This is a genomic window from Pseudoalteromonas sp. JB197, assembly GCF_002332205.1.
GTDB lineage: Bacteria > Pseudomonadota > Gammaproteobacteria > Enterobacterales > Alteromonadaceae > Pseudoalteromonas > Pseudoalteromonas nigrifaciens.
In genome coordinates, this window is the sequence record NZ_NRGZ01000001.1 from 878,717 (window position 1) to 905,160 (window position 26,444).

26 protein-coding genes and 2 pseudogenes are annotated in these 26,444 nt (G+C 39.5%); 17 read left to right on the forward strand and 11 right to left on the reverse strand.

The features are described from left to right. Positions 1-939 (forward strand): class I SAM-dependent methyltransferase, encoded by a 939-nt coding sequence (locus tag CIK86_RS04240; RefSeq protein ID WP_086998148.1) that lies wholly within the window; start codon positions 1-3, stop codon positions 937-939. Positions 940-1,248: 309 nt separating this feature from the next. Then, a complete protein-coding gene (locus CIK86_RS04245; protein WP_086998145.1) occupies positions 1,249-2,295 on the forward strand; it encodes a hypothetical protein in 1,047 nt (348 codons plus the stop codon). On the opposite strand, the gene CIK86_RS04250 is transcribed toward CIK86_RS04245, so the two are convergent. Next, positions 2,290-2,532, reverse strand: coding sequence for a hypothetical protein (locus tag CIK86_RS04250; protein ID WP_011327800.1), 243 nt, complete (start codon positions 2,530-2,532; stop codon positions 2,290-2,292). The two genes, CIK86_RS04245 and CIK86_RS04250, sit on opposite strands and share 6 nt — an antisense overlap. Before the next feature lie 185 nt (positions 2,533-2,717). On the opposite strand from CIK86_RS04250, the gene CIK86_RS04255 reads away from it, so the two are divergent. Then, positions 2,718-3,167, forward strand: a complete 450-nt coding sequence (locus CIK86_RS04255) for an isoprenylcysteine carboxylmethyltransferase family protein (RefSeq protein WP_011327801.1) — start codon at positions 2,718-2,720, stop codon at positions 3,165-3,167. A gap of 47 nt (positions 3,168-3,214) precedes the next feature. Here the strand turns inward: CIK86_RS04255 and queC are convergent, their stop codons facing one another. Beyond that, a complete protein-coding gene (gene queC / locus CIK86_RS04260; protein ID WP_011327802.1) occupies positions 3,215-3,871 on the reverse strand; it encodes a 7-cyano-7-deazaguanine synthase QueC in 657 nt (218 codons plus the stop codon). Positions 3,872-4,017: 146 nt separating this feature from the next. On the opposite strand from queC, the gene queE reads away from it, so the two are divergent. The 4 genes and pseudogenes from queE (at position 4,018) to CIK86_RS19335 (ending at position 6,838) form a co-directional block, all read left to right on the forward strand. Then, positions 4,018-4,683: a 7-carboxy-7-deazaguanine synthase QueE gene (gene queE / locus CIK86_RS04265; protein WP_041454388.1), complete on the forward strand. Its 666-nt coding sequence runs from the start codon at positions 4,018-4,020 to the stop codon at positions 4,681-4,683. A 195-nt stretch (positions 4,684-4,878) separates the two neighbouring features. Next, the gene (locus tag CIK86_RS04270) at positions 4,879-5,622 is read left to right on the forward strand and encodes a class I SAM-dependent methyltransferase (protein ID WP_086998142.1); all 744 of its coding nucleotides are present in this window, start codon (positions 4,879-4,881) and stop codon (positions 5,620-5,622) included. Positions 5,623-6,031: 409 nt separating this feature from the next. Further along, the gene (locus tag CIK86_RS04275) at positions 6,032-6,493 is read left to right on the forward strand and encodes a flavodoxin family protein (protein ID WP_086998138.1); all 462 of its coding nucleotides are present in this window, start codon (positions 6,032-6,034) and stop codon (positions 6,491-6,493) included. 103 nt (positions 6,494-6,596) lie between these two features. Further along, positions 6,597-6,838 (forward strand): annotated as a pseudogene (locus tag CIK86_RS19335) (DUF2789 domain-containing protein). A 251-nt stretch (positions 6,839-7,089) separates the two neighbouring features. Here CIK86_RS19335 and bcp read toward each other — a convergent pair. Together bcp and CIK86_RS04290 are read right to left on the reverse strand one after the other, a co-directional pair. Continuing rightward, positions 7,090-7,569: a thioredoxin-dependent thiol peroxidase gene (bcp, locus tag CIK86_RS04285; protein WP_058373011.1), complete on the reverse strand. Its 480-nt coding sequence runs from the start codon at positions 7,567-7,569 to the stop codon at positions 7,090-7,092. A 14-nt stretch (positions 7,570-7,583) separates the two neighbouring features. Then, positions 7,584-8,120 (reverse strand): ACT domain-containing protein, encoded by a 537-nt coding sequence (locus CIK86_RS04290; protein ID WP_011327809.1) that lies wholly within the window; start codon positions 8,118-8,120, stop codon positions 7,584-7,586. A 353-nt stretch (positions 8,121-8,473) separates the two neighbouring features. On the opposite strand from CIK86_RS04290, the gene bamC reads away from it, so the two are divergent. Together bamC and CIK86_RS04305 are read left to right on the forward strand one after the other, a co-directional pair. Next, on the forward strand, positions 8,474-9,532 hold the full coding sequence (gene bamC / locus CIK86_RS04300) for an outer membrane protein assembly factor BamC (RefSeq protein ID WP_086998134.1): 1,059 nt from the start codon (positions 8,474-8,476) through the stop codon (positions 9,530-9,532). A gap of 65 nt (positions 9,533-9,597) precedes the next feature. Then, positions 9,598-11,013, forward strand: a complete 1,416-nt coding sequence (locus CIK86_RS04305; RefSeq protein ID WP_086998131.1) for a YjiH family protein — start codon at positions 9,598-9,600, stop codon at positions 11,011-11,013. 37 nt (positions 11,014-11,050) lie between these two features. Here CIK86_RS04305 and CIK86_RS04310 read toward each other — a convergent pair whose 3' ends face one another. Together CIK86_RS04310 and CIK86_RS04315 are read right to left on the reverse strand one after the other, a co-directional pair. Beyond that, on the reverse strand, positions 11,051-11,197 hold the full coding sequence (locus CIK86_RS04310) for a DUF2897 family protein (protein WP_011327813.1): 147 nt from the start codon (positions 11,195-11,197) through the stop codon (positions 11,051-11,053). A gap of 94 nt (positions 11,198-11,291) precedes the next feature. After that, entirely contained in the window at positions 11,292-11,819 is a 528-nt protein-coding gene (locus CIK86_RS04315) for an acyloxyacyl hydrolase (protein WP_011327814.1), read from the reverse strand. Between the two features lie 245 nt (positions 11,820-12,064). Here CIK86_RS04315 and CIK86_RS04320 point away from each other — a divergent pair, with 245 nt between their 5' ends. Both CIK86_RS04320 and CIK86_RS04325 read left to right on the forward strand, forming a co-directional pair. After that, the gene (locus tag CIK86_RS04320; RefSeq protein WP_086998128.1) at positions 12,065-12,658 is read left to right on the forward strand and encodes an ABC transporter substrate-binding protein; all 594 of its coding nucleotides are present in this window, start codon (positions 12,065-12,067) and stop codon (positions 12,656-12,658) included. A 221-nt stretch (positions 12,659-12,879) separates the two neighbouring features. Continuing rightward, positions 12,880-14,217, forward strand: coding sequence for an ankyrin repeat domain-containing protein (locus CIK86_RS04325; RefSeq protein WP_086998125.1), 1,338 nt, complete (start codon positions 12,880-12,882; stop codon positions 14,215-14,217). 161 nt (positions 14,218-14,378) lie between these two features. Here the strand turns inward: CIK86_RS04325 and CIK86_RS04330 are convergent, their stop codons facing one another. The 5 genes and pseudogenes from CIK86_RS04330 to CIK86_RS04350 all read right to left on the reverse strand — a co-directional run bounded on the left by CIK86_RS04330 (position 14,379) and on the right by CIK86_RS04350 (position 17,905). Further along, positions 14,379-14,828, reverse strand: coding sequence for a DUF2069 domain-containing protein (locus CIK86_RS04330; protein ID WP_011327817.1), 450 nt, complete (start codon positions 14,826-14,828; stop codon positions 14,379-14,381). Beyond that, positions 14,825-15,379 (reverse strand): NAD(P)H:quinone oxidoreductase, encoded by a 555-nt coding sequence (wrbA, locus tag CIK86_RS04335; protein ID WP_011327818.1) that lies wholly within the window; start codon positions 15,377-15,379, stop codon positions 14,825-14,827. Before wrbA ends, CIK86_RS04330 begins: the two co-directional genes overlap by 4 nt. Continuing rightward, positions 15,379-15,726: an arsenate reductase (glutaredoxin) gene (gene arsC / locus CIK86_RS04340; protein ID WP_011327819.1), complete on the reverse strand. Its 348-nt coding sequence runs from the start codon at positions 15,724-15,726 to the stop codon at positions 15,379-15,381. The genes wrbA and arsC overlap by 1 nt, the downstream gene beginning before the upstream one ends. A gap of 53 nt (positions 15,727-15,779) precedes the next feature. Then, positions 15,780-17,237, reverse strand: a complete 1,458-nt coding sequence (locus tag CIK86_RS04345) for a M48 family metalloprotease (RefSeq protein WP_011327820.1) — start codon at positions 17,235-17,237, stop codon at positions 15,780-15,782. A gap of 1 nt (position 17,238) precedes the next feature. Next, a pseudogene (locus CIK86_RS04350) lies at positions 17,239-17,905 on the reverse strand (hypothetical protein). Positions 17,906-18,051: 146 nt separating this feature from the next. On the opposite strand from CIK86_RS04350, the gene CIK86_RS04355 reads away from it, so the two are divergent. From CIK86_RS04355 to pgl, 6 genes are all read left to right on the forward strand, one after another. Then, positions 18,052-18,270 (forward strand): hypothetical protein, encoded by a 219-nt coding sequence (locus CIK86_RS04355; RefSeq protein WP_011327822.1) that lies wholly within the window; start codon positions 18,052-18,054, stop codon positions 18,268-18,270. Beyond that, positions 18,263-19,336 carry an AI-2E family transporter gene (locus tag CIK86_RS04360; protein ID WP_011327823.1) on the forward strand — a complete coding sequence of 358 codons (1,074 nt, stop codon included), beginning with the start codon at positions 18,263-18,265 and terminating at the stop codon, positions 19,334-19,336. Before CIK86_RS04355 ends, CIK86_RS04360 begins: the two co-directional genes overlap by 8 nt. Before the next feature lie 133 nt (positions 19,337-19,469). After that, positions 19,470-21,728, forward strand: a complete 2,259-nt coding sequence (locus CIK86_RS04365) for an aminotransferase class V-fold PLP-dependent enzyme (RefSeq protein WP_086998122.1) — start codon at positions 19,470-19,472, stop codon at positions 21,726-21,728. Positions 21,729-22,000: 272 nt separating this feature from the next. Next, positions 22,001-23,647: a glucose-6-phosphate isomerase gene (gene pgi, locus CIK86_RS04370; RefSeq protein WP_086998119.1), complete on the forward strand. Its 1,647-nt coding sequence runs from the start codon at positions 22,001-22,003 to the stop codon at positions 23,645-23,647. Positions 23,648-23,946: 299 nt separating this feature from the next. Continuing rightward, entirely contained in the window at positions 23,947-25,422 is a 1,476-nt protein-coding gene (gene zwf / locus CIK86_RS04375; protein WP_011327826.1) for a glucose-6-phosphate dehydrogenase, read from the forward strand. Then, positions 25,422-26,132 (forward strand): 6-phosphogluconolactonase, encoded by a 711-nt coding sequence (gene pgl / locus CIK86_RS04380; RefSeq protein WP_086998116.1) that lies wholly within the window; start codon positions 25,422-25,424, stop codon positions 26,130-26,132. Before zwf ends, pgl begins: the two co-directional genes overlap by 1 nt. The last annotated feature ends 312 nt before the right edge of the window (positions 26,133-26,444 follow it).

Below are 26,444 nucleotides of genomic sequence, written 5' to 3' on the forward strand. Positions count from 1 at the left end.
ATGACCCCTAATTTTACTCCACTTATTGACGCATTAGCCGATGCCCCTTTATTAAAAAATGAGCTGTGCCGCGTGTTTCATGGCCGCGGCCATAGCGTAGAAGCGCTAAGCCATATTAACTTAGACTTTTACCCACCTAGTTTGTTTTTAGTGTCTTATGATGAAATAGATGAGCCAACGCTGAGCGAACTAACCAGTGTGCTGTGGCAATGGGCGCAGCAACATCACCCTGAGCTTATAACTGCGCTTGTGTATCAGCAGCGCGCGGGTGTACAAAGCCAAAATACTCTGGTTTATGGGCAATTGCCTAGCCAACATGTGGTAAAAGAAAACGGTATTGGCTTTTTAGTTGATTTAACCAGCCGCCAAAATACTGGAATATTTCCTGATATGCGCAGCGGCCGTGAGTTTGTGCAAGCAAACAGTAAACAGGCAAAAGTACTTAACTTATTTTCGTATACCTGTGGGTTTTCGCTGGCGGCAATGCAAGGCGGAGCCGATCATGTAATGAACATGGATATGAGCAAAGGCGTGCTTAGGGTGGGTAAACAAAATCATCAGCTCAATGGCTTTAATAAAGGGGTGAGCTTTTTACCGCATGATATTTTAAAGTCGTTTGGTAAATTAAAAAAAGCAGCGCCGTTTGCTCTCATTATTGTTGATCCGCCAAGCTTTCAAAAAGGCAGCTTTATTTTAACGAAAGACTATCAAAAAGTACTGCGCAGATTACCTGAGCTATTAAGCGATACAACCCAGCTATTACTTTGCGCTAACAGCCCAGAGCTTAGTGAAGAGGCTTTTAAAGCCTTAATTACAGAGCACACAGAGGGCGCTATTGAGTTTGTTGAACGGTTAGCTGCTACAGAGCGTTTTATTGAAGTAGATCGTGACAGAAGCTTAAAAGCGCTTGTTTATAAAACATCGCAAACAGTAGCCTAATTTAAATTATGACTCTTAATTAATAACCAGTTTTTAGTTATTAGTTACCAGTAAAAAATGAGCCGTGGCGCAATGTTTATAATACATGCGCCATTTTTATTACTAAGGCGCTATTTACCTAAAGTAGTGTTTATGGGGGTAATAGGTAATTTTACTTTTAAGGCAGGCATTCCTGCACCCGATCATCACAAACGCAGAGCTTAATTAATTAAATATTAGCCACTTAGAATTGCACATAAATGTGATCTAATATTGCCGCTAATAACGTAAATAGCTACAGACAATACATTGCCATGTGCGAACTAATTTATGCCAAATAAAAACAGCCACCGTATACCTCTCGTCAATAATAAAAAATGGCAATACAGTTACGAGCAGCCAATTTCGTTTGCCCCTTTGGTGCAATTAAAGAATAATAATTGGGTTGTTCCACAGCATTTTTTACGCTACCAACACACACTTGAAAGTGTTAATACAGTGCTTGAAAATATCGACTTTTCGGCGCACTTTAGAGTGGTTGCTGCCCAGCAAAATGAACAGCTTTACTTACAAGTGGCAGTGCTTAGCCCAGACAACTATTCAAATAATTCAAACTGCGAGAAAAATAGCGCAGCTAACAAAAATCACACTCGCGCAAAAAAATTATTATTTGGCAGGCGCTGGCTAGTAGAAAAAAACCTACCAACCTCAGAGCTTATTCAAACTGCGTTTTTAGCACTTAAAATAGCACGAGAGCACGAAGTGCGAGAGCTGCTGCAATTAACGCATAAAGGGGCAACAAGTACGCCATTTAATAACCATCACGACTTGTCATTAATGGCGCAAAACCCTGAGTTGGTAAGTAATAGCACTGATCAAGCGAGCGCTCAATCGATAGCTAAACGGCTGATATTTGCCGGTATGAGCATAGTGATTAAAAACCATCAAGTAATAACCAGTAAACAGCACTTATATACGCTTGAGCTTAATTGTAGTGATTGCCAATTAAATGAGTTTAATAATAAAACCATGGCATTTTTAATAACCGATACGTCGGCAAATAGCTTTTTACATGGCTTTATTACAGCGCTTGTAGCCATTAGTAACGAGTATGTAAGCGAGCACTTTAAATATAAAAATTTTGCACGCTTTAGCAAACAGGTAATGGCCGAGCAAATAGGGGAGTTAAGTGTAGCTATACGTTCGCCAGACGCGGTAGGCTTGTGCTCTATGGGCAAGCAGCACGCTAATCAATTAAACTTTGAAATAGACAGCACCCGAGCACCACAGGGCTGTGGTCAGGTTATTGGTGGTTTTTTAGCTGCCCACGGTATTGAGCAGCCAGAAAACGCCCATTTATATGAAAATTATTTATAGTTTATTTATTTCTTGTTTTACGTCAAAGCTTGAATCGGTAACTATGGTTTCAAGGGTTTGCACACGCTCTTTTAATGCTTGAACTTGCGCACTTACTTCAGCAAGGTGCTTATTAGCATCGCTATTATTATTTTGCATACGGTGTTTAAATTCTAAATGTTTTTTGTACATATCGTATATAACTCCAGAGCCAACAGATATAAGTACAATTAATACAATCATGGTAGTGCCCGACATAACCGCTTCCTGTTAATTACTTTGGTTAAAGTATAACCGTAATACATTTACGATAAAGCGCCTAATTGTAACTTTATTTTTCTAAATGTTGATTGCCGGTGTGCTGGTAGTTTATACATTGGCTATATTGTGTAATGATTAAGCAAAGAGTTTGCCCCTTTTATTAACTAATTAAGTGAGCTGCTATGTTAAATAATAAAATTCCTCCACTTGTTGTTGTGCTTTTTTTTGCATTAATAATGGCCTTAATTGCACATTATAGTGTGATTGATTTTAGTGCCTTTATTTTATATTTAACGGTGAGTTTAGTAACTATAGGCTGCGTATTTTGTATTGCCGGATTGGTTAGTTTTCGTTTGGCTAACACCACAGTAAACCCAAGTAAACCAGAGCAAGCGACAAATTTAGTTACCAGTGGCGTTTATAGGTTTTCTCGTAACCCTATGTATGTGGGTTTTGTATTTATACTACTAGGGTGGGGTATTTGGTTAAGCTCGTTATGGGCACTTTTGTGTGTGGCGGGTTTTATTGCCTACTTAACACTGTTTCAAATTATTCCTGAAGAGCGGGCGCTTACTCAGCTCTTTGGTGAGGATTACATCCAATACAAAAACAAAGTAAAACGCTGGCTATAAACAAGCACCCATAAAAAAGGCTATCGATGATAGCCTTAATAAATTGTTTATTCGTATTCTAGCGGGTCGGTTAAGTTATTGACCTCAAATGCTTCTAAGCGCTCTTGGCATGCTCCACATTTACCACAGGCTTTTTCACGGCCATTATAACAGGTCCATGTTTGGCTGTAATCTAAGCCCATTGCAATGCCATCGGTTAAAATATCAATTTTTGTATTGTTTAAATACGGGCTAAAAATTTCTACGGCATCGTAGTTGGCAATGCGGCACACATCATCCATTTTTTGCACAAATTCAGGACGACAATCAGGGTAAATCGCATGATCCCCAGAGTGGGCACCATAATAAACCTGGCTCGCTTTAAGCGACACTGCATAACCTACCGCTAAAGACAGTAAAATCATATTACGGTTTGGCACTATTGTGCTTTTCATGCTGTCTTCTTCGTAATGGCCTTCTGGCACGTCAATATCATCAGTTAAAGATGAGCCGCCAATAATTTGATTAATAGCCGAAATATCAACAATTTTGTGTGGCACATTTAATTGCTTACATACCTGGGCTGCCACCTTAAGTTCTTTTACATGACGCTGACCATAGTCAAACGATAAGGCATAAACATCATGTCCTTGTTGCAGGGCCTTATTTAATACGGTAAATGAATCCATACCGCCGGAATAAATAACTACTACTTTTTGCGTCATATCTGGTTTTGCTCTTTAGTTTTAATAGAGGTTTATATCAGGGCACGATATACTACATGCCCACGGCATAAATAACAATTTTTGCGCTGCGCTATTTAGTCCTTAATGGTAGCAATTTTGCTGCTTGATCGTAAGTGAGTTCTCTTTTGTACAAAATAAATGAAGTGTTTGAAACCATCCAAGGTGAAGCTAGTTATACAGGTACACCGTCTATATTTTTGCGTTTGCAAGGTTGCCCAGTAGGGTGCTCTTGGTGCGATACAAAACAAACATGGGATGTTGATAATGTGTACAAAGTGTCGCTTGACGAAACAGTAGAAAAAAAGGCCGATTCAGATCATTGGGCACAAGCCAGCGCAGCAAACATATTAGCGTTATTTCAATCACGTGGTTATACCGCAAAGCATGTGGTGATCACAGGTGGCGAGCCTTGCATGTACGACTTAAACCCAGTGTGTAATTTATTGCACGAAAACGGCTTCAGTACGCAAATAGAAACCAGCGGCACCTTTGAAATACTTGCCCCAGCGCAAACTTGGGTTACTGTATCGCCAAAAATTAATATGCGCGGCGGTTTTGAGGTACTTACAACCGCCATGCAGCGCGCCAACGAAATTAAACACCCCGTTGCCATGCAAAAGCATGTAGAGGAGCTAGAAGAGCTGTTTGTTAAAACGGGTGTTAACCCTAAATTGGTTTATTTACAGCCTATTAGCCAAAAAGAGTCTGCAACTAAACTGGCTATTAAAACCTGTATTGCTAAAAACTGGCGCTTATCAATTCAAGTGCATAAGTATTTAGGGATTAGCTAATAATTAAGCCGGGTTTTAAGTGATTAGCTGTGAGCTAATACCAGCTCGGCGTTAATTTATATTACGTAGGTCGGATAAGCGAAGCGCCATCCGACAACCCTTAATTACATCTACCCTAAAGCTTACTTCGCTAATACTAATAACTAGTTTACTATGCGCCACCCAAATTACTTACCCTTTAATAACTAGGCTAATATGTCCGCAAATGCTTTATACACAGATCTCTCTGGTTACTATGACTTAATGTGCGCTGATATAGATTATCAAGCTCAAAGCCATTTTATTAAACGGTTACACCAAATTTTTGGTAATGGCGCAAATACACACCTAGATTTAGCGTGTGGCACAGGCCCGCATGTACGGCATTTTATTAATTTTGGCTATACAAGCAGTGGCCTCGACATTAATCAACCTATGCTAGATAGAGCCGCTATTCGCTGCCCAGAAGCACAATTTACATTGCAAAATATGAGCGAGTTTACCGTAGCGCAGCAGCAAAATTTAATTACCTGTTTTTTGTATTCAATTCACTACTGTGATGGCATTGAAAAATTAAAAGGATGTATCATCAGCGTACATAACGCACTAAAAGCCGGTGGCATGTTGTGTTTTAACGCAGTTGATAAAAATACTATAAATAACGATTCATTTGTAAAACATACAGCAACTAGTGAAAATAGTTTATTTACCTTCAGCTCTGGCTGGCATTACAGTGGCACGGGCGAAAAACAGTCGCTAAAACTGCGTATTGAAAAAACCACAAGCGATGAAACATTCATCTGGAATGATGAACACCCCATGGTGGCGCTTAGCTTCACCGAGCTAAAAGCAGTTTTGCAGCCTTATTTCGAAATCCATATATTTGAGCATAACTATGAGCAAATAACCCCGTGGAATGGTAATTCGGGCAATGCTATTTTTGCTTGCGTAAAAATTTAAGACAAACGACGTAGGTTGGGTAGAGCGTAGCGAAACCCAACGAATACCCACCCCCTAATAAACCCGCATTATATATTTGAAAACGTAGGTCGGATAAGCGAAGCGCCATCCGACACAGCAAAATATCTTGCCAATTATTATCAGCATTTAGCGTTGTCGTACGATTGGAGATCAGTCGTTAATTAATCGTGATGTCTGAAGTCAAGATTTGACCCCTTTGTCGCTTTGTCTCAGGCAGCATTTTTCACATGGCCCTTGCCGAGCAGTGGCAATTTGCGCCGGTATTTTATCTAATGTCATAGTATTAACTTATCAATGGCTTTATCTTATAGTATAAAAATTCTACTCTATCGGCAGTAACACAGCTGGCGAAAAACAGTTGCCGCTAAAACACAAAAGCAGGAAAACTATGAAAACACTGTTAATTGTTGCCCATGCGCCCTCTAAAAATACCCAGTTAATGGTTAATGCTGTTTTGACAGGGGCACAGCATCCAGAAATTGAGCAAGTACAAGCCCGCTGGGTATCACCATTAAACGCCACACTTGAAGATGTATTAGCTTGCGATGCGATAATTATGGGCACGACGGAAAACCTCTGTTATATGAGTGGCGCATTGAAAGATTTTTTTGACCGTTGTTATTACCCTTGCCTAGATGTAAAACAGGGTTTGCCTTGTGCATTATTTGTTCGTGCTGGTAACGATGGTACTGGTACTTGCCGAGCAGTTGAATCAATTTGTAGTGGCTTGCGTTGGCACTGGGCTCATCCACCATTAGTGTGTCGTGGCGACTGGCAACCAGCGTTTCTTGAGCAATGCGAAGCGTTAGGTATGACCATAGCAGCTGGGCTTGATGTGGGAATTTATTAACGAACCAAAACACAGGGTAAGCCGCGTGCTCTACCCAGGCTGAGTATACTTACCCGGGCCAATATGCTAAGGTTTAAATTAAAATAATTGTAGGAGAAACAAAATGTTAGCAGAATCAGAATATACGATGAATAACTTGTTTGCGCAATTAGGATTAGACAGTTCGGATGACGCCATTAATGAGTTTATCGAAAAAATCAATTAGCAGCAGGCGAATCATTAAAAGAATCTAAGATTTGGAATGATAGCCAACGCACGTTTCTCCAAGAGGAATGGGATAAAAACAGCATGTGGACTCAAGTCATCGATGATTTAAATTTACTTTTGTCAAACGTCGCTGAGTAAATAAATTTGCAGTAATTATCAGATAATAGATATGTCGATCTTGGGCGTAGCGAATGTAGAACAAAAACCATAGGCCGTAGGGGTCAAATCTTGACTTCAGACATTATCATCATTGAACGTTTGATAGTCGCTGTGAGTTTACCTTTCGATGAAAAGTATAATTTAATCAACACCCACAAAAAAGCGTTGCCCTTGAGCAACGCTTTTTTATGTCTAATTTCTAACAGCGAGTAACTTACTCTGCCGCTAACTTATTCTGCTGCGAGATAATCCAACACTACCTGATGGTGATCTTTGGTTTTAAACTTATCGAACAGGTGTTTAATTTTGCCGTCTTGACCGATTAAGAACGTCAGGCGGTGTATGCCGTCGTATTCTTTGCCCATAAATTTTTTGTAGCCCCAAATTCCAAATGCATCTGCAATGGCGTGATCTTCATCTGAGAGTAAATCGAAGTTAAGTTCTTTTTTAGTTTCGAAATTTTTAAGGCGTTTAATTGGATCTGGGCTTATGCCTACTACGCGGGTGTTAAATTTTGCCAGCTCTGCTTGCTGGTCGCGTAGGTTTTCGGCTTGTACGGTACAGCCAGGTGTTGACGCCTTAGGGTAAAAGTAAACCAGTACCTGTTGCTGTTTTAACAACTCGCTTAAGGTAATTGTTTCGTCGTTTTGGTTTTGTAAGCTAAAAGCGGGGGCGTTATCGCCGGCTTGTAATGGGCTGATTTTGTTCATGCTTGCTCCTTAATTTAACGAATACGTCTAAATATATAGTCTACGTTGAGAAGGTGAGAAAGTTTTTCAAAACTAATTTTAAATTGGTCTACATCTACTTCAACAGGAATATTAAACTCTAGTTCACAGCGCATTCTCATTACTGCTTCTTCGTCATCATAAGTGTCAGACTTTAGTGAGCAAATAATAATATTGTTGTCTGCAAAAAAGCGCGTAACTTTACTCAAAGTGCCGGGGGTGTCGGTGCCTGTGTACTCTAGTGTGTAACCGGCGCGAAACGCTCCTTGGTTATGACTTGCTGTGCGCTTCATCATAGTGAGCAAACCCAGTTCCATCGCTTTGGTAGGCAGGGTGTGTTCTATGCGGCTAATGGCCGACATGTCACCGCTAAGTAGCATGATAAATGTAAATTCGTTACCTAAAATAGCAATGCGGCTATCTATTATATTACAGTGGCAATCGCTTACTAGCTGAGTTAACTCACTAACTATGCCAGACCTGTCTTCGCCAATAGCTGTTAAAACAATTTGATGATTTGAGTGTGCAGTCATGGGTTTAAATACCTAAGTTACTTGAATTACAACAGCGCAGTTGGCAACACAAAAAGTAAACACATAAAGTTGCGTGGCGGCGAAGTTTAACACAAAAACGTGTTTAAACTACACAGGCTGCTAATTTAGCAGTTTAAAAGTACAGTGTTTCTTGTTTTTACAAGCATGGGAAAGTACCATAGCCCAAATGTGTCTATTTGTTGCTTACTTTTGTTAACAGAGGTGAGTATTAAGCAACCAGGCAACCAAATTATAACTGTAAAGTTAATATTGATTTTACACTGAACCAAATCGGCATTACCCACTCATATACTTGTTAAAACAATTAAAGGGTATGCTAAGGAGAAATATCTGTGCAGTATTGGATCCCAAAAGCACTAACAGTAAGTGTATTGGTAAGTTTATCAGGATGTAGTGTATTTACTAATGATGCACATGACGAGCGTAATTATCGCGCTCATGAAGCAGTAAAAGTGCCTGCATCGTTATCACAACCCGCTCAAGATCCAACATATAAAATGGATGTAGGCCAATATAGTAATAATCCAGATGCTACAAATTACCGTCCGCCTGCTCAAGTACTTACAGTAGCAAAGGGTAGTTGGGTTGAAGAAACAGATAAAAACGCCCGTGTTTATTTTGATAAAAACGATGGTATTGATGACCTAGATGAGTTTATTTGGGAGTCTATTAATGCGGTTTTAGCCGACAATAACACGCAAGCGACTAAAGCAGACAAGCTACTAGGCATTATAGAAACAGATTGGTACGCTATTATTAAGCCAGAAGAAAGCTGGTTATGGAATAGCGACGAAAGTGTTGATTTAGAACGTTTTAAATTTACAATTGAAGAAAAATCGCATCAGCGTACGGCTTCATTAAGTGCTGAACTTATTGACTTTAAAGGTGATCAGCCTTTAAGTGATTTATTAAAGCAACAGTTAGAAGTGCGTGCACTTAACCAAGTTATTAGCGAGTTTGATTATCGTTATCGTCAACTTGAAGTTGATATGCGCAAACGCCAAGGTATTATTTCTTTAGAGATGGGCTTTGATAACAAAGGTAATGCAGCACTTGTAACTGAGCAGTCGTATGAAGCTGTATTTGACCGTTTTTCAGGGTTTTTAGAGCGTTTGTCGTTCACTATTGTTGAAATTAATCAAGATACAGGCTTAATTACTGCAGATTACAAAAAACCAGAGTCAAGTGTATGGGATTCTATTTGGGGTGACGAAGTAGCCCAACTACCTATTGATGAAGGTCAATATCAAATATTAGTAAGTAAAACCAAACAAGGCGGCACTAGTCTGACCTGGATGGATGAACAAGGCGATACGCTTGAGCCAGGTACTATGAATGGTTTACAGCAAGCATTAGTGGCTGCACTCATTCAGCGCGGTATTAATATTTAATAATAATAAACTTTTACCACAAAAAGAGCACTTTGCTCTTTTTGTGGTTTTTATAGGTTAAAAATATGTCTCAGTTACCCACTTCGTCGCAGTATGATATGCGCACTTGGCTTACCTTTTTAGTTCCTTCGCTAATTGGTTTGTTTTTATTTATGACACCAATCCCTATTGCTGATGGTATGACCATTCCCATTGCATTAATGGCTAAAGCAATTAAAGAGGGAATTAGCTCTATTATGATTGAGCTACTTACATTCATTATTTGTGTAACGGGTGTGCTTTCGCTATTAGCTAAAGTTGTTAAGCCTAGCTTTATTAAAAAGTCTTTTATACTAAAACACTTATTTGATGTTAACTGGCTTTGGCTAGGTATTCGTTTACTGGGTATGCTGTTTATTGTTTTGACCTTTATTAGTCAAACCGGCGCAGACGTGAGCTCGGCGCTTCCTGCGTTTTTATTACCGGTATTTAATGCTATTACCTCGGCAGATACGGGCGGCTTGGTTTTAAACGATTTATTGCCTATTTTGTTTTCGGTATTTGTTTTAGCGGGTTTATTACTGCCGCTGTTATTAAATTTTGGTTTGTTAGAGCTAGTGGGCACCTTGTTTACTAAACTTATGCGTCCGTTATTTGGTGTGCCGGGGCGCAGTGCTGTTGACTGTGCGGCGTCGTGGTTAGGTGATGGCAGCGTAGGTATTTTAATGACTGCGCGTCAGTACGAAGAAAAACATTACACTGAGCGTGAAGCGGCCATAATTGGTACTACGTTTTCGGCAGTTTCGATTACCTTTAGCTTAGTGGTTATTGAACAAGTGGGCTTAGAGAGTCACTTTGCACCGTTTTATTTAACTGTGTGTTTAGCCGGTGTGGTTGCTGCGATTATTGTGCCGCGCTTACCGCCGTTACGCTTCAAAAAAGATAGCTTTATAGATGGCAGTAAACGCGATGAGCATGCTGAGTCTGTACCAAGTGGTAAAACCTTGTTTGGGCATTCTTTAGATGTTGCGTTAGCTAAAGCGCATAGATCGCCAGGGTTTAAAGGCACGTTAAAAGAAGGCTTACACAATGCATTTGATATGGTGTTTGCTGTATTACCTGTCGTAATGGCGGTAGGTACATTTGCGTTAATTATTGCCACATATACCCCTGTTTTTCAGTATTTAGGTATGCCGTTTATTCCATTTTTAGAGCTGCTACGAATACCAGAAGCTGAGCTTGCTTCACAAACGATTATGGTTGGTTTTGCTGATATGTTTATTCCTTCAATATTAGCAGCGGGCACAATTGAAAGCGACGTAACCCGTTTTATTATTGCGGCAATGAGTGTAACGCAACTTATTTATATGTCGGAAGTGGGTGCACTTTTACTAGGCAGTAAAATACCGGTTAATATTTTTGAATTGTTTATTATTTTTATTCTTAGAACCTTAATCACTTTACCAGTTATTGCCTTAATGGCGCACTGGTTAGTTGGTTAGTTGGTTATAAAGATTAAGCAGTAAAAAGCCCTGATATTCAGGGCTTTTTTGTATCTGTAGAGTTAGTTTTATCGGGCTTTGTTTTTTTAAAGGGTAAATTTGCCGAGTGCTTTAGCAGTGCAAGATTACCAATAATAATAGCAAATACAATGATAACAATAACAACCATGTGCCAAGTTTGCATAGCAACGTCCGTTAATTATAAGCAAAGTATAAGTGTGAGCGTTTTAGTTTAAAACAGCAATAAAGTGACTTAAAAAATGGTGCTAATGCAGTATTTAAAAGCGTTTTGCTACCGATAGAGTTAAAAAATTTAGCCCGGGGTTGGGATCTTTAAAGCCCGCATTAGAGTAATGAATAATTCTTAGCGCCACGTTGGTTTCGCCAAAATCAGCAACTAAGCCAATTCTGTCTTCAAACTGATAGTGAGTGCTAATGTTTTTACCCGCAAAATAGGTTTCATCAACCAATGAAATACCAATACCCGCTTCTACATATATGGGGGTATTGTTAATGCTAAATGCTGGGAACAACAGCACAGGCGACATGGCAAGCACTACATTAGACTGTGTTTTATCGCCATGGTTATATTGCCAAAGGTTTACACTGGTTTCGAAATAAAAGCGCGTATCGCCAAGTAAAGACTGCAACCCTGTAGGATAATATTGATGGGCTAGTTTAAAGCCATTTACGCCACCTTCTCCCTTGAGCAGATCAATTGCGTAGCCGTGCTGCGATTGTGCGAATGCGTGTTGACTCGTGAATAATAAAACAAATATAAATAATGATAAAAATGACGTTTTCATAGGTGTCAGTGCTGTGCCTGAGTTAAATAGTGACTAAATAGTAAGGGCGCAACATGGGTGTTTTCAATGGGACAAAAATACGCTTGTATATAGGGTGTTAACCGAGGTTGATTAACTAATTGAATTTATTTACTTTGTTTTATTGGTGCTAAATGGGCATTAATAAGTTGCTTATTTAAGCCTATTTAAAGGTGTAATTATCGCGTAAATTAGCGTCATCTTAATCACACAGACAATAATTTATTATGAAGTTTTTAAAACTGTTTCTCGTTGTAGCTGTATTCTTTAGCGGCTCACTTTTTGCTCAAACGCAACAATCTCCACAACAACTCCTTAAAAGCGTAGCCGATACTTTATTTGCCGATATAGCCCAAGTTAATGCCAAAGGCGATGCAAGTAAAGAAGACATGTTTAACATTGTTGAGCAGCGCTTAATGCCGCATATTGATATAAAATTTGTAGCATTTAAATTATTAGGTAAACATATAAAGGGCATTGAGCGCGAGCAAGCAGTTAATTTTATTGATGCAGTAGAGCATTATTTAACAGGCACTTATGCCGGTGCTTTAATGAAGTACACTGGTCAAAAAGTAGTTTTTGAGCAAGATAACGCTTTGAGCGACTCACAGTACGCTACGGTTAAAACCCAGATAATACAAGCAAATGCGCCTACTATAGATTTACATTTTAAATTGCGCTTAGGGAAAGATGAACAATGGAAAGTATACGACATAGTTGCAGAAGGCATTTCATTGCTCAGCGCCAAGCAAAAAGAAATTATACAACGTATTTCTGATGTAGGTATAGAGAGCGTTATTAGCGAATTAAGAAACAACTAATAGTAGATTATGTGACCCTGATTAAGTCCAGCTCCAACCAAATAAGCAGCCAACTAGTTATGTAGTTGGCTGCTTTTTTATTTTATAAGTATTGCGTTACTTTGCGCTAGCGTGGCGATCAAGGTGTGCTAGAATATCGGCTCGTCGATTAAGCGTGGTGTCAGCTAAAAGCTGCTATAACTGACCACTGTCCCAAGCTACACTGGAGTTGTGTTGTTTTAATGGAAAATGTACTGATTTGGCCAAAGGAATACCCATTACTTATCAAAGGACTTGTAGAACAAAATGGTGCCTTTATTTTAGATGCTTTAGAAACTTGGCCTGCCTGTCGTTCTACCCATGAAGATGATGGAGTATGTACTACTGTTTTACCGCCCATATTTTATTTAGCGTGGTTTACTCCGCTGGAGCCTTTTGAAGAGTGTTATTTTCAACATATTTGCGAGTATGACGAAAGTGCACAAACGTATATAAGCGCGGTAAAAGAACATTATTTTGATAACGAATATACCCCCGAAAGCTTAGTACTTATGCTTTGCCAACGGCTCGAAAAATACGCGAATGTATCGGCGCAAAATGAGATTGATACACCGCAGTCGTTATTTAGTTTATTTTTTGCTAAACGCTATTTTACTCTAATTGAGCATGCGTTAAATAATCGCAGTAAATTATCGGCGGTTGACACGCTAGCTCTGTGGCAAGAAGTTGATTTTAGAGAACGTTTGAGTGCTTATATTCCAGGTTCAATTGCCGATCTTGAGCATTTAACTGAACTGGCAAGTGAAAAAGTGGCTAAAGGCAAAGACTACTTTACTTTACTCACTCAAGTATCGCCGGATGTAGATTCTGTGGTACTACTTGAAAAAGCTTTGCTTGCTCATTTAAATAAAAAAACCGCTAAGCAAATGATGGCCATGCGCTTTATTGAGCAAGGCGCAACAGGTACGCTTGCCGATGAGCACAATAAAACGGCCTTTATGTGGGCTGCTGAAAAAGGCTACGTAAATGTAGTTGAAACCCTGCTGAGCCAACAAGATAAAAAAGCAGTTGATGATAAGAGGAATACTGCCTTGCATTATGCTGTGCTCTCTAAAAACGAATCGCTTATGGTATTGCTGCTAAAGGCGGGGTATGACTTTAGAGTGCGTAATAACGAAGGGCTTAGCTGTTATCGCTTAGCAGTGAGCATAAAAGCGAGTAACTTAGTAAAGTGCCTTGAGCGCGACTTTGGTATTAAAGAGTTGTCGCCTGAAGGGCAGTTTGATCGCATTAAAAAAGTGCATGCGCTGCATGCTCTGGTTACTTTATTATTGCCGGTGCAATTGTTTTTCTTTTTTGATGAAACAATAACCATAAAAAGCGAATTAACATTAACTCTAACTATGATTGCGGCGGTGTGTTTCTTTTTTGCGGCTACTTTAAAGCGCTGCGCGCTGTACCCGCACATTAAACACCCGTGGGGATTATTTGTATTAAGAGGCTTTTCTTTAGTTAGCCTAGTAGGGCAGTTAGGTTTAGCCGCTATTGTAACCCTTGCCGCATTAAGTTCTTTAGTTTAAATATTTACAAGTTTATCTTTCGAGGTTAAATTTGCAGCAATGTGTTTGGCCTTTAGGCAAGGCAGAGCCTATGTAGTGTGGCTGTTCCCCATAAATAGGCGATAACGATGCATAAATAAAAAACGCGCTAATTAGCGCGTTTTTTGTGTTTAAATTATAATTTAATCTGTTTTTTCGTGCTCGTGCGCTGCTTTTTCTTCGGCGAGATCGTCTTTCAATTTACGAATTTTTAAGCCAAGTTCTTGCCCACGATGCCTAGCATAGTAGGTACAGCCAATAAACATAGCAGAGGCAAATAGTAGCTCTAACAATACCCATACCAGCTCATCTTGCGCTACCCAAAGCAATGTAAGGCCATGAATAAAGTAAAGCATAACAATAAAGTTTGCCCATGCATACGTATACGCTTTGTCTTGAATTATGCCTTTAAGAGGAAATAATAATGGCAGTATGTACACGGCAAAAATAAAGCCATTGCTGTGGCCTTCTCTCGGTGCAAATACAAACATCCATAACGGCATTAAAATTAATAAACCGACATAACCAAAAATCGCGGTACGTTGAAATTTAATAGTAATTGGCTTTTTAGCTGGAATTTCAGCTGTTTTCATTGAAGTTTTCTCGCAATTTGAGTGAGGCGTTTGCCAACACTTTGGCATATTTTAATTTCGTCTTTACTTAATTCAGTACTATTACTACTACCAGCAACATGTGTTGCACCATAGGGCGTGCCACCGGTTTGTGTTGCCAGCAATTCGGGTACATCGTAAGGTACACCGAGTAACATCATGCCATGGTGCAGTAACGGTAGCGATAAGTTCAGTAATGTGGCTTCGTTGCCGCCATGCATACTGCTTGACGACGAAAAAACACAGGCTGGCTTGTCAATTAATTGCCCTTTTAACCATAATTCGCTGGTGGTTTCCCAAAACATTTTTGCTTGAGAGGCCATCATACCAAAGCGAGTAGGTGTGCCAAAGGCAAGGCCATCACAGTTTATTAAATCGTCTTTAGTGATAATAATGTCGTGTGGGTTTTTAGCAACAAAAGTGCGCAGCAAAGCGCTGGCCCCTTGTTGCTCTATAGACTCGGCAATTTCATGGGCCATAGCTTCAACTGAGCCATGGCTTGAATGGTAAAGTACCACTATGGTCGTGCTCATTATAAAACGCTTAATACGTTTTCTGGAGGGCGACCAACAGCAGCTTTATCATTGTTAACCACAATAGGGCGCTCAATTAGTTTTGGATTTTGTACCATAGCATTAATAAGTGCAGCTTCACTGGTTTCATCTTTTAAGTTTAGCGTTTTGTAAATGTCTTCTTTGGTGCGCATTAACTCGCGTGCAGATGTAAAACCCAGCTGCTTAACTAATGTAGTTAGCTGCTCGCTACTTAAAGGCGTATTTAAGTATTCAACTATACTTGGCTCAATAGCTTTGCTTTGTAATAAAGCTAGGGTCTCGCGCGATTTAGAGCAGCGCGGATTATGATAAATAGTTACAGACATAAAATGCTTCCAATAAATGAGTTGCGGCCATTTTAGGCCAAGCGCTTGTAGACTTAAAGTCTAGCAAGCTCTTTTTGTAAAAGTCGGTATTGTGTAAGTAGCGCTTTTAACCTTTGTTGTTTAACTAGCTCGTTTGGCTCAATAAAGTTGAGTGCTTTTTGTATTTCGTCGGCAGCTTTTAAATAAGCGCCGTATTGCGATAATACATCGGCATTGGCTTCGTGATAGGCGGCGAGTTTTTCTTGCTTTTTATAGGCGTCGGTTAATAGTTGCTTACCTAAACTGTGATCTGGTTTTTCTAGTAAAAAGCTTTTTAAGATGTTTTCGGCAAGCTCGTATTGCTTTGCTTCTAGGGCTGCGTTGGCATAGTTTAGCGTAATTACCTGATTGTTAGGGCGGTAATTGTTTAATTCTGCTAAATAGGTAACGGCTTCAGCGGCCTTTTTTTGCGCTATTAATAAATCGGTATAGGTATCTATATAAAATAAGTTTTTAGGATCGCTTTTTAGTAGTTCATCTAAAATAGGCTGCGCTTCATCAAGCTTTTTTTGATCCAGCAAACTAATGCCTAAGCCATATTTTAGGGCGGCATTATTGTAGCTATTTTCGCGAATTAATTTTCTAAACAGCGATTCTGCTGCTTCTGGTTTATTGTCGTATCTTGCCAGCACGCGACTCTTTGCTAAATTAAACTCAAGGCTCGGGTTTACTTGGCGTTTAGGGTATTGCTGCGCACGCAATCTTACATCAGACACACGGCTCTCAGGAAGCGGGTGAGTAAGTAAAAACGCAGGTGGCTTATATTTATAACGAATTTGCGCAGCGAGTTTAGTTAAAAATTCACTTGATGCACGCGGATCAAAGCCTGCATTATTAAGCGTTTGCATACCAATACGGTCGGCTTCTTGCTCTGCTGAGCGGCTATGCGTTAGTTGGCTAAATGCCGATTGTGTTTGGCTTGCTGAAATAATAGCAATACCAGCATCGGGCACGACTACAGCGGCTAAAATACCGGCAATCATTCCGGCTATAGTCATTGCGCTGTTGTCTTGTTGCTGCTGTAGGCGCCGTGCTAAATGGCGCTGGGTAACGTGGGCAATTTCATGGCCAAGTACCGATGCAAATTGACTTTCATCATCAGCTTGCGCAATTAATCCGGTGTGTACGCCTACATGGCCGCCATAAAATGCAAAGGCGTTTATTTCAGAGTTATTTAACCAAAAAAATGAAAACGGAAACCGCACATCATTGGCGCTAGCCACAAGTTTACGGCCCACTGTGGTTAAGTACTCATCAAGCACAGGGTCGTTAATTATTGGCGACGAGCCTCTAATTTGCATCATCATTACTTCGCCAATCGCTTGTTCTTTTTCGAGCGGCAGCACTTGTAAGGCTGAGGTACCTAAATCTGGCAATTTAAAGTTTGTTTGCGCCTTTAAAGGCTCACTTACTAATAGGCTAAATGTAAGCGCGGCACTACATAAAGTGATAAAGGCTGATTTTAGCTGCATTTTATTCCCTGTTAATTGGTTCACCAAGAGCAATTTTGGCAATGTTTATTTCGTCACTGCATGCACGGCTGTCTTTTTCACATAATTGATAAAGCGCTTTTATTGTGACCCCATCTAGCTTTACTACGTTCAATTGTATTTGTAAAAAAGTAATAATTTTATGCACTACCTTGTGTGCGTGTAAAATAATAGTTTTATCGGCTTTGTCTCCACGTTCAAAATAAAAGCCAATAAATGTATGTAATTGATTTATTCTAATTAAGCACTTCATGGAAAGTGGATCCCATACTTTAAATTCCATAAAACGATTATTTTTAACGTATTGATCAATAATAACATCTTTAGCGTAAGGTTGAGCCCAAAGCTCAAAACCACGCTCGGTAAATACTTGATGCAGTGCAATGCGTGGCTTTTTATTACATTGAATTTCGCCTAGCTCGGTTTCGTAGCCGTCAAGTAGATCAAGGTTCCAATTACGTTTGTCTAAAAGGCTTTTTACTGCATTATCAAACCCATGTTCTAAAATACCTTCAGCTTCGCTGACCGATGAGGCAACAAGGTGATAAAAAAGGTGGTAATTCGCCCCAATTTATTTGTTTTTTATACCAATTAATCTCTTTGAGTGTTGGATTACTGGGTAATTGCGCTTTATTATGCGTGCCAGGCATTAACCTATCCTTACTGCTAATTATGCCCTAAGGATAGGTTAATGCCGAGGTTGTTTTAAGGAAAAGTTATGCATGTTCACACTTAATACATTTTTAGGTGGTGACTATGGGACTTATTATTGATGTGAACTCAAGGTGAAACGAGTATGCTAGAGCAAAATTTATCAGCTTATAAATGCCCACAGCAGTTTATTCAATTTAAACTTGGGCTGCGTAAAGCCGTGTCGTTACAACAAAGTATTACTTTTAGTTTTAATAATGCAGAAAATATAAACGACATTGAACGATTTTTACAAAAGCATGCATATTGTTATACCTTAAATAAGCGCCAAGGAATGTTATTAGTGGAGCCATTACGTGTTTGAATATATAAAAGCGTGGTACGAAAAAAAGTTTTCTGATCCTCATTCAGTTACTTTATTATTTTTATTATTGGCGTTAGTAGCCTTATTATATTTTATTGGATCTTTGATAGTGCCGGTATTGGTGGCACTTATTATTGCCTATTTACTCGATTGGCCGGTACTGCACTTAGAGCGTTTTGGGTTAAGGCGTTTTACCGCTACAGTAATTGTTATGCTTATATTTACAGGTATTATGCTGACACTTATTTTAGTTATTGGCCCTGTGCTGTGGCAGCAAACCAGTAATTTATTTCAAGAAACACCGCATATGGTAGAGCAAGGAAAATCGTTTTTATTGGCCTTGCCTGCGCAGTACCCTAGTTTAATTACTGCAGAACAAGTACAAACAATTGTATTAACAGTAGAGACTAAAGTAATTGAATTTGGTCAAGTAGTGCTGTCGGTGTCGCTCACGTCTTTAAAAGATGCGGTTGCGTGGTTAATTTACTTAATTTTAGTGCCCTTGTTAGTGTTTTTTATGCTTAAAGACAAACTAGAGCTTAGCCACAGTATTGCTAAACTTATTCCGCAACAACGACGCTTAATAATGCAGGTGTGGAATGAAATGAATCAGCAAATAATGAACTACATTCGCGGTAAAGTGTTTGAAATACTGATTGTTGGCTCGGTGTCGTTTATTGCCTTTACGGTACTTGATTTACGCTATGCTGCGTTATTGGGAGTATTAGTGGGCTTTTCGGTGTTGATCCCTTTTGTGGGTGCGGCATTGGTAACCATTCCGGTGGCGGCAGTGGCGTTGTTTCAGTTTGGAATTGAAACCCAATTTTGGACCATTTTAATTATTTACGGTATTATTCAAGCGCTTGATGGCAATGTACTAGTGCCTTTATTGTTCTCTGAAGCGGTTGATTTAAATCCGGTATTTATTATTGTAGCGGTATTGTTTTTTGGTGGCTTGTGGGGTTTTTGGGGCGTATTTTTTGCCATTCCACTGGCGTCATTAGTCAAAGCGCTGATCAATGCGTGGTCATCTACTCAAGAAGAAATCATTAAAGAGCTGAGCTAAAAGTTAACACCGCTTTAAGTATAAAAAAGCATAGAAAACGCATCTTTAAAACTAATTGATTATTATCTATTGCAGCCAAAACTATGTAATATTGGTATAAGATATATTTATTAGTAATAAGGTGCGTTTTTTAATGTCTGAGTATTTATTACCCGATGAGCCAGTAAAACAAGTTTACCTTGATGCAAATGCAACGACCCCTGTGTTGCCATGCATAGTTGATGTGGTGTGCCATGCAATGCAAACCTGTTTTGGTAATCCTTCTAGCCCACACATAACGGGTATTCAAGCTAAGCACTTATTGGAGCAAACTCGACAAAAAGCACGCGCGGTAATTGGCGCTAATAATGGTGATATTTTATTTACCTCTGGGGCAACCGAAGGTATTCAAACGGCTGTAGTGTCTACGCTGATAAATGCTAAAACCCATAATAAAAAAAATCCGGTGTTACTTTATGGCGCTACAGAGCACAAAGCAGTACCAAACACCCTAAAACATTGGAATCAAGTGCTAGAGATTAACGCTCAAGTACTTGCTATTCCGGTTGATAGTAACGGTATTTTAGACTTAGATTTTATTGCTCAGCATATTGATGATGCGCTGATGATTTGCACTATGGCGGTTAATAATGAAACCGGTGTATACCAAGATCTAGCGGCAATAGAGCAGGTTATTCGTAATCGCAATAGCAGCGTGTCTTGGATGGTCGATTGCGTTCAAGCATTAGGTAAGCAGCAGCTTATGTTGAGCGAAACAACAATAGATTACGCACCGTTTTCGGGCCATAAACTCTACGCTCCCAAAGGCATTGGCTTATTATATATTCGTCAAGGCAGTGCTTATACGGCATTTATAGCCGGTGGCGGGCAAGAAAGTGGTATGCGCTCAGGTACTGAAAATCTCCCTGGTATTGCAGGACTTAATAAGTTATTTAGTTTGTTATTAGATAAAACTGATGACACGTTTAAATCAAGTGCTGTGCTTGCGCAATATCGCAGCCAATTACACAATGCAATAAGCGATACATTTGGTGCCATTACCTTTAACCATGATTTTGCATACTCAGTGCCCACCACGCTTAATTTTGCGGTTAACGACTTAACCAGTAAAGAAGTTATTGATTTATTTGATGCTGCCGGCATACGCGTGAGCGGCGGCTCTGCGTGTAGTACTGGTGCTTCACAAAGTTTTGTACTAGATGCAATGGGTGCAAGCCAGTGGCAAAGTGAAAACGCCATACGTTTATCGTTTGGACCTGCCGCCACGCAACAAGATATTGACCATGCCTGTGAGCGAATTCGCGCCCTTAAACAAGTATTACAAGCAAATTGCCTGGTAGTATCTGACAGCGCTACACCTACGCAGGAATTATGTGCACTAGGCTTAACCCAATTTAGGCACCAAGGCGCGTGCAGCTGGTTATATGTTAATAGCAACAACCAGGCGGTGATCATCGACCCTATTATAGAGTTAATACCGCGCTTTGAAAAAATAGCCAATACGCAAAATTTAACCATAGCCGCTATTTTAGACACCCATGCTCACCAAGAGCGTAATAGTGCAATTACCCTATTACGCAGTGTGTTAGCAGCACGTTTAGTAGCAGGAGAGGTTGATCAATTGGGTTGGCCAGTTAACCAAACGGTGATTAATTTAAATGGGCAACGCCTAGAAAAACTTGCCACACCTGGGCATAGCCAAGACAGTGTGAGTTACTTATTAAAAGAAGCCTCGGGTGAGGTTCGCTATTGTTTTTGTGGTGATCTCATTTTACCAGCGGGGCTGGGTAATACTCATTTGCTTGGTGGTAGTGCAGAGCAAATGGCTGACTCGTTAATATTATTAGCGCAGCAGTTAACCCCAGAGGCGGTTATTTGCTCAGGACACGATTACCAACAGTGTTTTGCTATGAACTGGGCGGTGCAACAACAGCAAACTCCTTTATTGAGCGCATTATTATCTAAGCAAATAACGAAAGATGAATTTGCTGCTAAAAAGCAGCAGCACGATGAGCAAAAACAAACAGATAATAACAACCAGCTTTGTGGTTATGTAAATGCGCAACCAGATACAAATACACAGCAATTGAGTTATTCACAGGCAAAAGAAATGCTCAGCCACGGCAATGTATATTTAATTGATACGCGCGAACCCTATGAGCATGGCGCTAATAATATTTCATCACTGTTAAATGTTGCTACTGCTAAAACCTTAAATATTCCGCTTAGCCGTATGGCAAACGCAATAGTAGAGCAGCAGCTAGATAAAAATAATCAATATATTTTAGTGTGCCGCAGTGGTAACCGCTCAAAGTTGGCAGCAGCTAATTTAATTGAGCTAGGTTATACCTCGGTTTATAATTTAAATGGCGGTTTGGCACTGGGAAGTTAAAATTAGTTAGCAAATAAATATAATTAAGGTCGGCATTTGTCGGCCTTTTTATTTATTTGCCAAATTAAGCTAACTGAGTCGCCTCTGAATGGGTTGTTAAATTAATATATTAATTTTATGATACCGGTGTCAAAAGCAAAAAATTACGTTATCATTCACAGCATAAAATATAAAAACAGCTCATTTTTAACTTTGCTATATATGTTAATTAACTAAGTTTTATATAATAAATACATTTAAATCAATAGATTAATATTTTAGGGGATGTTTACATGACTAACCGTTCGCAATTAGCAAGTTGGCAAGCGCTTGAAAAAAGTGCAACCAAGATGAAACAAAGCCATCTTAGGGATTTATTTGCTAAAGATGACGCGCGTTTTTCTCAGTTTTCTACGCAAATCCCTGGATTATTATTTGATTACTCAAAACAACGTATTGATAAAGATGTTTTTACGCAGTTAATTGCATTAGCTAAAGAGTGTGACATTAGCGCTTGGCGTGAAAAAATGTTTAACGGTGAAAAAATTAATATCACCGAAAACCGAGCAGTGTTACACACAGCATTACGTAACCGCGCTCATACGCCACTTATTGTTGATGGTGAAAATGTAACTGAGTTGGTTGATAACGAACTTGCTAAAATTAAACTGTTTGTTGAAAAAGTACGCAGTGGTAAGTGGTTAGGCTACAGTGGTAAGCCAGTAAAAGATGTAGTAAGTATAGGTGTAGGTGGTTCAAACCTTGGCCCGCAAATGGCAACCGAAGCATTAAAAGCATTAAGTGACGATACCTTAAATGTACATTATGTGTCGAATGCTGACGGAGTACAAATTGCCTCGGTATTAAAAAATATTGATGCTGAAACAACCTTGTTTGTTATTGCATCAAAAACGTTTACCACGTCAGAGACAATGACCAACGCTAAAACAGCGGTTGATTGGTTTTTACAAACAGCTAAAGATAACGCCGCTATTGCTAAGCATTTTGTTGCGGTGAGCACTAATTTAGAAAAAACAGCCGAGTTTGGCATTAGTAACGACAACGTATTTACGATGTGGGATTGGGTTGGTGGTCGCTTTTCATTATGGAGCGCTATTGGTTTACCGATTGCATTATATGCAGGATATGACGCTTTTGAAGCAATTTTAGAGGGTGCGTACGAAGTTGATGAGCACTTTAAAAACGCACCACTAGAGCAAAATATTCCGCTTATTATGGCATTATTAAGTGTGTGGAATACCAGCTTTTTAGGTTATACCTCGCAAGCTATTTTACCTTATGACCAAGCGCTGCACATGTTGCCTGCGTACTTACAACAAGGCGAAATGGAAAGTAACGGCAAGCATGTTAACTTTGCGGGTGAAACTGTGCCTTATACAACAGTGCCAATTATTTGGGGTATGACCGGGATTAACGGGCAACACGCATTTTACCAATGTTTGCATCAAGGTAATGTTATTGTACCGGCTGATTTTATTGCCTCAATTAAGCCGCAAGTAAGCGTTGATAAACATCACGATATTTTATTATCGAACTTTTTTGCGCAAACAGAAGCACTAATGAATGGCGTAGATGAGCAAGAGATCACCGCAGATTTAACTGCTAAGGGTAAATCTCAGGCACAAATAGATGAGTTACTAAAGCACAAAATTCATCAAGGCAACCGCCCAACTACCTCTATGTTACTAGATAGCGTAGACGCTAAAACGGTAGGGCGCTTAATTGCGTTGTATGAGCATAAGATTTTTTGCCAAGGCATTATTTTAGAAATTTGCTCATTTGATCAATGGGGTGTTGAGCTAGGTAAAGGATTAGCATCAAAAATAGAAGCCGAGTTAGTTGATGAGCGCGTTAAATATGCTCATGATAGTTCAACTAATGGCTTAATGGCGTATTATAAGCAACATCGTACGCAGTAAAAATTTAGCTTAGTAACATAAGCAACCAAATACCTTTGAACGGGTAGCGCTGGTGTACTTAGGGACTGTATTTTTGTGAGAGGAATTACAGTTCCCTAAGGCCCATTTTTAAGCGCAGATGATAAAATTAATAATAAATAGCCAGCAGTGTGGTTAAATAAAAAACATCATCATCACAGCATAACAAAGCAGGTTTTTGTGCAAATATATTTATAAAAACCGACATCATTCAAGCAATAAACCGCTATATCTGATTACCTAACGGGTAGTGCCAGGTAGCACAAACGTAGAGAGTAACTATGCTTAATCCTTTTGATATTATAATTTTTGGGGGCGGTGGTGACCTTGCGTTACGCAAATTACTACCTGCAATGTATCGAGCATATCAAGAAGGTAATTTACCTGAAGGCTCACGTATTTTGCCAACGGTACGCGAAGAAACCCAACGTGCTGAGTACATAGAAACAGCACACAAAGCCTTAAAAGAGTTTTTAGCAAAGGATGAGTTTAATGCTAAAGATTGGAAAGCCTTTGCTACTTTTTTAGTACCTGTTGTTAGCAATGTAACAGCCCCTGACGATAACTGGGATGTGCTAAAAGGTATTTTAGATGAGCACGACAGCACTAAATCTCGCGTATTTTATTTATCACTACCACCTGCTGTGTACGGCACTTGCTGTGAAATATTATCTGTTAAAAACTTAATAACGCCTACTTCACGTGTAGTGGTTGAAAAGCCTATTGGTTATTGTGGTGAATCTGCTGAGGCTATCAATGGAAAAATCGCAGAGTATTTTAGCGAAGAGCAAATTTTCCGAATTGATCATTACTTAGGTAAAGAAACTGTTCAAAACTTAATGGCACTGCGTTTTTCAAACTCGTTGTTTGAAAACATGTGGGATGCTAAATCAATCGATAATATTCAAATTAGCATTTCAGAAACTGTGGGCCTTGAAACCCGTGCAGGCTTTTACGACAAAGCCGGTGCGCTGCGTGATATGGTTCAAAACCACTTGTTACAACTGTTATGTTTAGTAGCAATGGAATCACCCCATAAACTTAATGCCAATAGTATTCGCAACGAAAAGCTCAAAGTATTAGAAGCGCTGCGTCCACTTATTGGCAGCGACGTAGATAAAAATATTATTCGTGGCCAATATGTACCAGGTGATCTAAACGGTAAAATTGTACCAGGTTACTTAGAAGAGCTTAATGAAGGTTCAAGTAAAACCGAAACCTTTGTAGGTATTCGAGCGCATATTGATAACTGGCGTTGGGCAGGTGTGCCATTTTATTTGCGCACTGGTAAACGCATGGCTAAACGCTGTGCTGAAATTGTAGTGCAATATAAAAAAGTATCACACAATGTATACGAAGACAGCGTAGGCGAAATAGAGCCAAACCGCTTGGTGATTCGCCTACAACCAGAGGAAACTATTCAGCTAACATTGATGTCTAAACGATTAGATAACCTTGAAATGCAGCTTGAGCCAGTAACGATGAATATTGAGCTTTCACAAGCCTATAGCAATGGTTTTCACTCAGATGCCTACAAGCGCTTAATGCTAGATGCAGCCGCTAATAATCCTTCGTTATTTATCCATCGAGATGAAGTACGCCAAGCATGGAAGTGGATTGATCCAATCATCGACCGCTGGCAAGAAAAAGGCAAACCGGCACTTTATCGTGCAGGTAGCTGGGGCCCAGAAGATGCAGACGAATTATTAGCAGAGAACAACCATGTATGGTTTAACACCGGTGATAAGGGAGCATAATGGCAACAATAATTGAAAAATTTTTTGATAGTAAAGAGGCGCTTACAGCGGAGCTGTCAGCAACACTTGAACAATCATTACGTGATGGCATAAGCAATGATGGCCGTGCAGTATTAATGGTATCGGGCGGTTCATCCCCTGCTGCTGCGTATAAGCATTTATCAACCCTTGATTTAAATTGGCAACATGTTGATGTTGCTATGGTTGACGAGCGTTGGGTAGATGCGAGCCACGAAAAAAGTAACGAAGCATTTATTAACAGCACGTTATTACAAAACTATGGTGCTGTGGCTAACTTTGTCACGATGAAAAATAGCGCCGAAACAGCGCAGCAAGGCACTGCAGTGTGTGAAGCTGCTTATGCTGCGTTAAAACGCCCGTATGATGTGACTATTTTAGGTATGGGGCCAGATGGTCATACTGCGTCATTATTCCCACATGCAGAGGGTTTAGAAATAGGCCTAAACTCGGATCAACTGGTGTGTGCAATTAATGCCATTGAAAGTGATGTAACTGGCAGTATAACTGAGCGTATGACACTTACATTAAACGCGATAGCGCAATCTAAAGTGGTTAAGCTACTTATTAGCGGTGATGAAAAACTCGCTGTGTATAAGCAAGCCAAAGCGGGCGGAGATGTAAACGACATGCCACTGCGCGCAGTGCTAAATCACCCAAGTATTAATATTGAGGTTTATTGGGCGCCGTAATTTAAAATGAGTGCGAATGAACAAATAAAAAGGCAGCTATAACTAGCTGCCTTTTTATTTGTGTAATTATTATCCAAAATAACGTGGTTAGTAACGTGATTTTGTTAAAACAGGTTAACATTAAAAACAAGCCTGTATGTTAAGTAGCCTTACTGTGTGTGCTTTTTAAGCAGATTTAACCCTTGTTATGTGTACGTTTTTTGGCAAGGTGCAGATTTATTTAAATTTTATTTTATCAAAACGGTTGTCATAAAAGTTTCCCTTCCTTTTTTTGCTCAAAAGCATTAGCCTAAAGGTATTAACAAAGAAACA

Coding starts and splice junctions, on each gene's coding strand:
- CIK86_RS04240 (WP_086998148.1), top strand. CDS start 1: ATGACCCCTAATTTTACTCCACTTATTGACGCATTAGCCGATGCCCCT.
- CIK86_RS04245 (WP_086998145.1), top strand. CDS start 1,249: ATGCCAAATAAAAACAGCCACCGTATACCTCTCGTCAATAATAAAAAA.
- CIK86_RS04250 (WP_011327800.1), bottom strand. CDS start 2,532: ATGTCGGGCACTACCATGATTGTATTAATTGTACTTATATCTGTTGGC.
- CIK86_RS04255 (WP_011327801.1), top strand. CDS start 2,718: ATGTTAAATAATAAAATTCCTCCACTTGTTGTTGTGCTTTTTTTTGCA.
- queC (WP_011327802.1), bottom strand. CDS start 3,871: ATGACGCAAAAAGTAGTAGTTATTTATTCCGGCGGTATGGATTCATTT.
- CIK86_RS04270 (WP_086998142.1), top strand. CDS start 4,879: ATGTCCGCAAATGCTTTATACACAGATCTCTCTGGTTACTATGACTTA.
- CIK86_RS04275 (WP_086998138.1), top strand. CDS start 6,032: ATGAAAACACTGTTAATTGTTGCCCATGCGCCCTCTAAAAATACCCAG.
- bcp (WP_058373011.1), bottom strand. CDS start 7,569: ATGAACAAAATCAGCCCATTACAAGCCGGCGATAACGCCCCCGCTTTT.
- CIK86_RS04290 (WP_011327809.1), bottom strand. CDS start 8,120: ATGACTGCACACTCAAATCATCAAATTGTTTTAACAGCTATTGGCGAA.
- CIK86_RS04305 (WP_086998131.1), top strand. CDS start 9,598: ATGTCTCAGTTACCCACTTCGTCGCAGTATGATATGCGCACTTGGCTT.
- CIK86_RS04310 (WP_011327813.1), bottom strand. CDS start 11,197: ATGCAAACTTGGCACATGGTTGTTATTGTTATCATTGTATTTGCTATT.
- CIK86_RS04315 (WP_011327814.1), bottom strand. CDS start 11,819: ATGAAAACGTCATTTTTATCATTATTTATATTTGTTTTATTATTCACG.
- CIK86_RS04320 (WP_086998128.1), top strand. CDS start 12,065: ATGAAGTTTTTAAAACTGTTTCTCGTTGTAGCTGTATTCTTTAGCGGC.
- CIK86_RS04325 (WP_086998125.1), top strand. CDS start 12,880: ATGGAAAATGTACTGATTTGGCCAAAGGAATACCCATTACTTATCAAA.
- CIK86_RS04330 (WP_011327817.1), bottom strand. CDS start 14,828: ATGAAAACAGCTGAAATTCCAGCTAAAAAGCCAATTACTATTAAATTT.
- wrbA (WP_011327818.1), bottom strand. CDS start 15,379: ATGAGCACGACCATAGTGGTACTTTACCATTCAAGCCATGGCTCAGTT.
- arsC (WP_011327819.1), bottom strand. CDS start 15,726: ATGTCTGTAACTATTTATCATAATCCGCGCTGCTCTAAATCGCGCGAG.
- CIK86_RS04345 (WP_011327820.1), bottom strand. CDS start 17,237: ATGCAGCTAAAATCAGCCTTTATCACTTTATGTAGTGCCGCGCTTACA.
- CIK86_RS04355 (WP_011327822.1), top strand. CDS start 18,052: ATGCTAGAGCAAAATTTATCAGCTTATAAATGCCCACAGCAGTTTATT.
- CIK86_RS04365 (WP_086998122.1), top strand. CDS start 19,470: ATGTCTGAGTATTTATTACCCGATGAGCCAGTAAAACAAGTTTACCTT.
- pgi (WP_086998119.1), top strand. CDS start 22,001: ATGACTAACCGTTCGCAATTAGCAAGTTGGCAAGCGCTTGAAAAAAGT.
- zwf (WP_011327826.1), top strand. CDS start 23,947: ATGCTTAATCCTTTTGATATTATAATTTTTGGGGGCGGTGGTGACCTT.
- pgl (WP_086998116.1), top strand. CDS start 25,422: ATGGCAACAATAATTGAAAAATTTTTTGATAGTAAAGAGGCGCTTACA.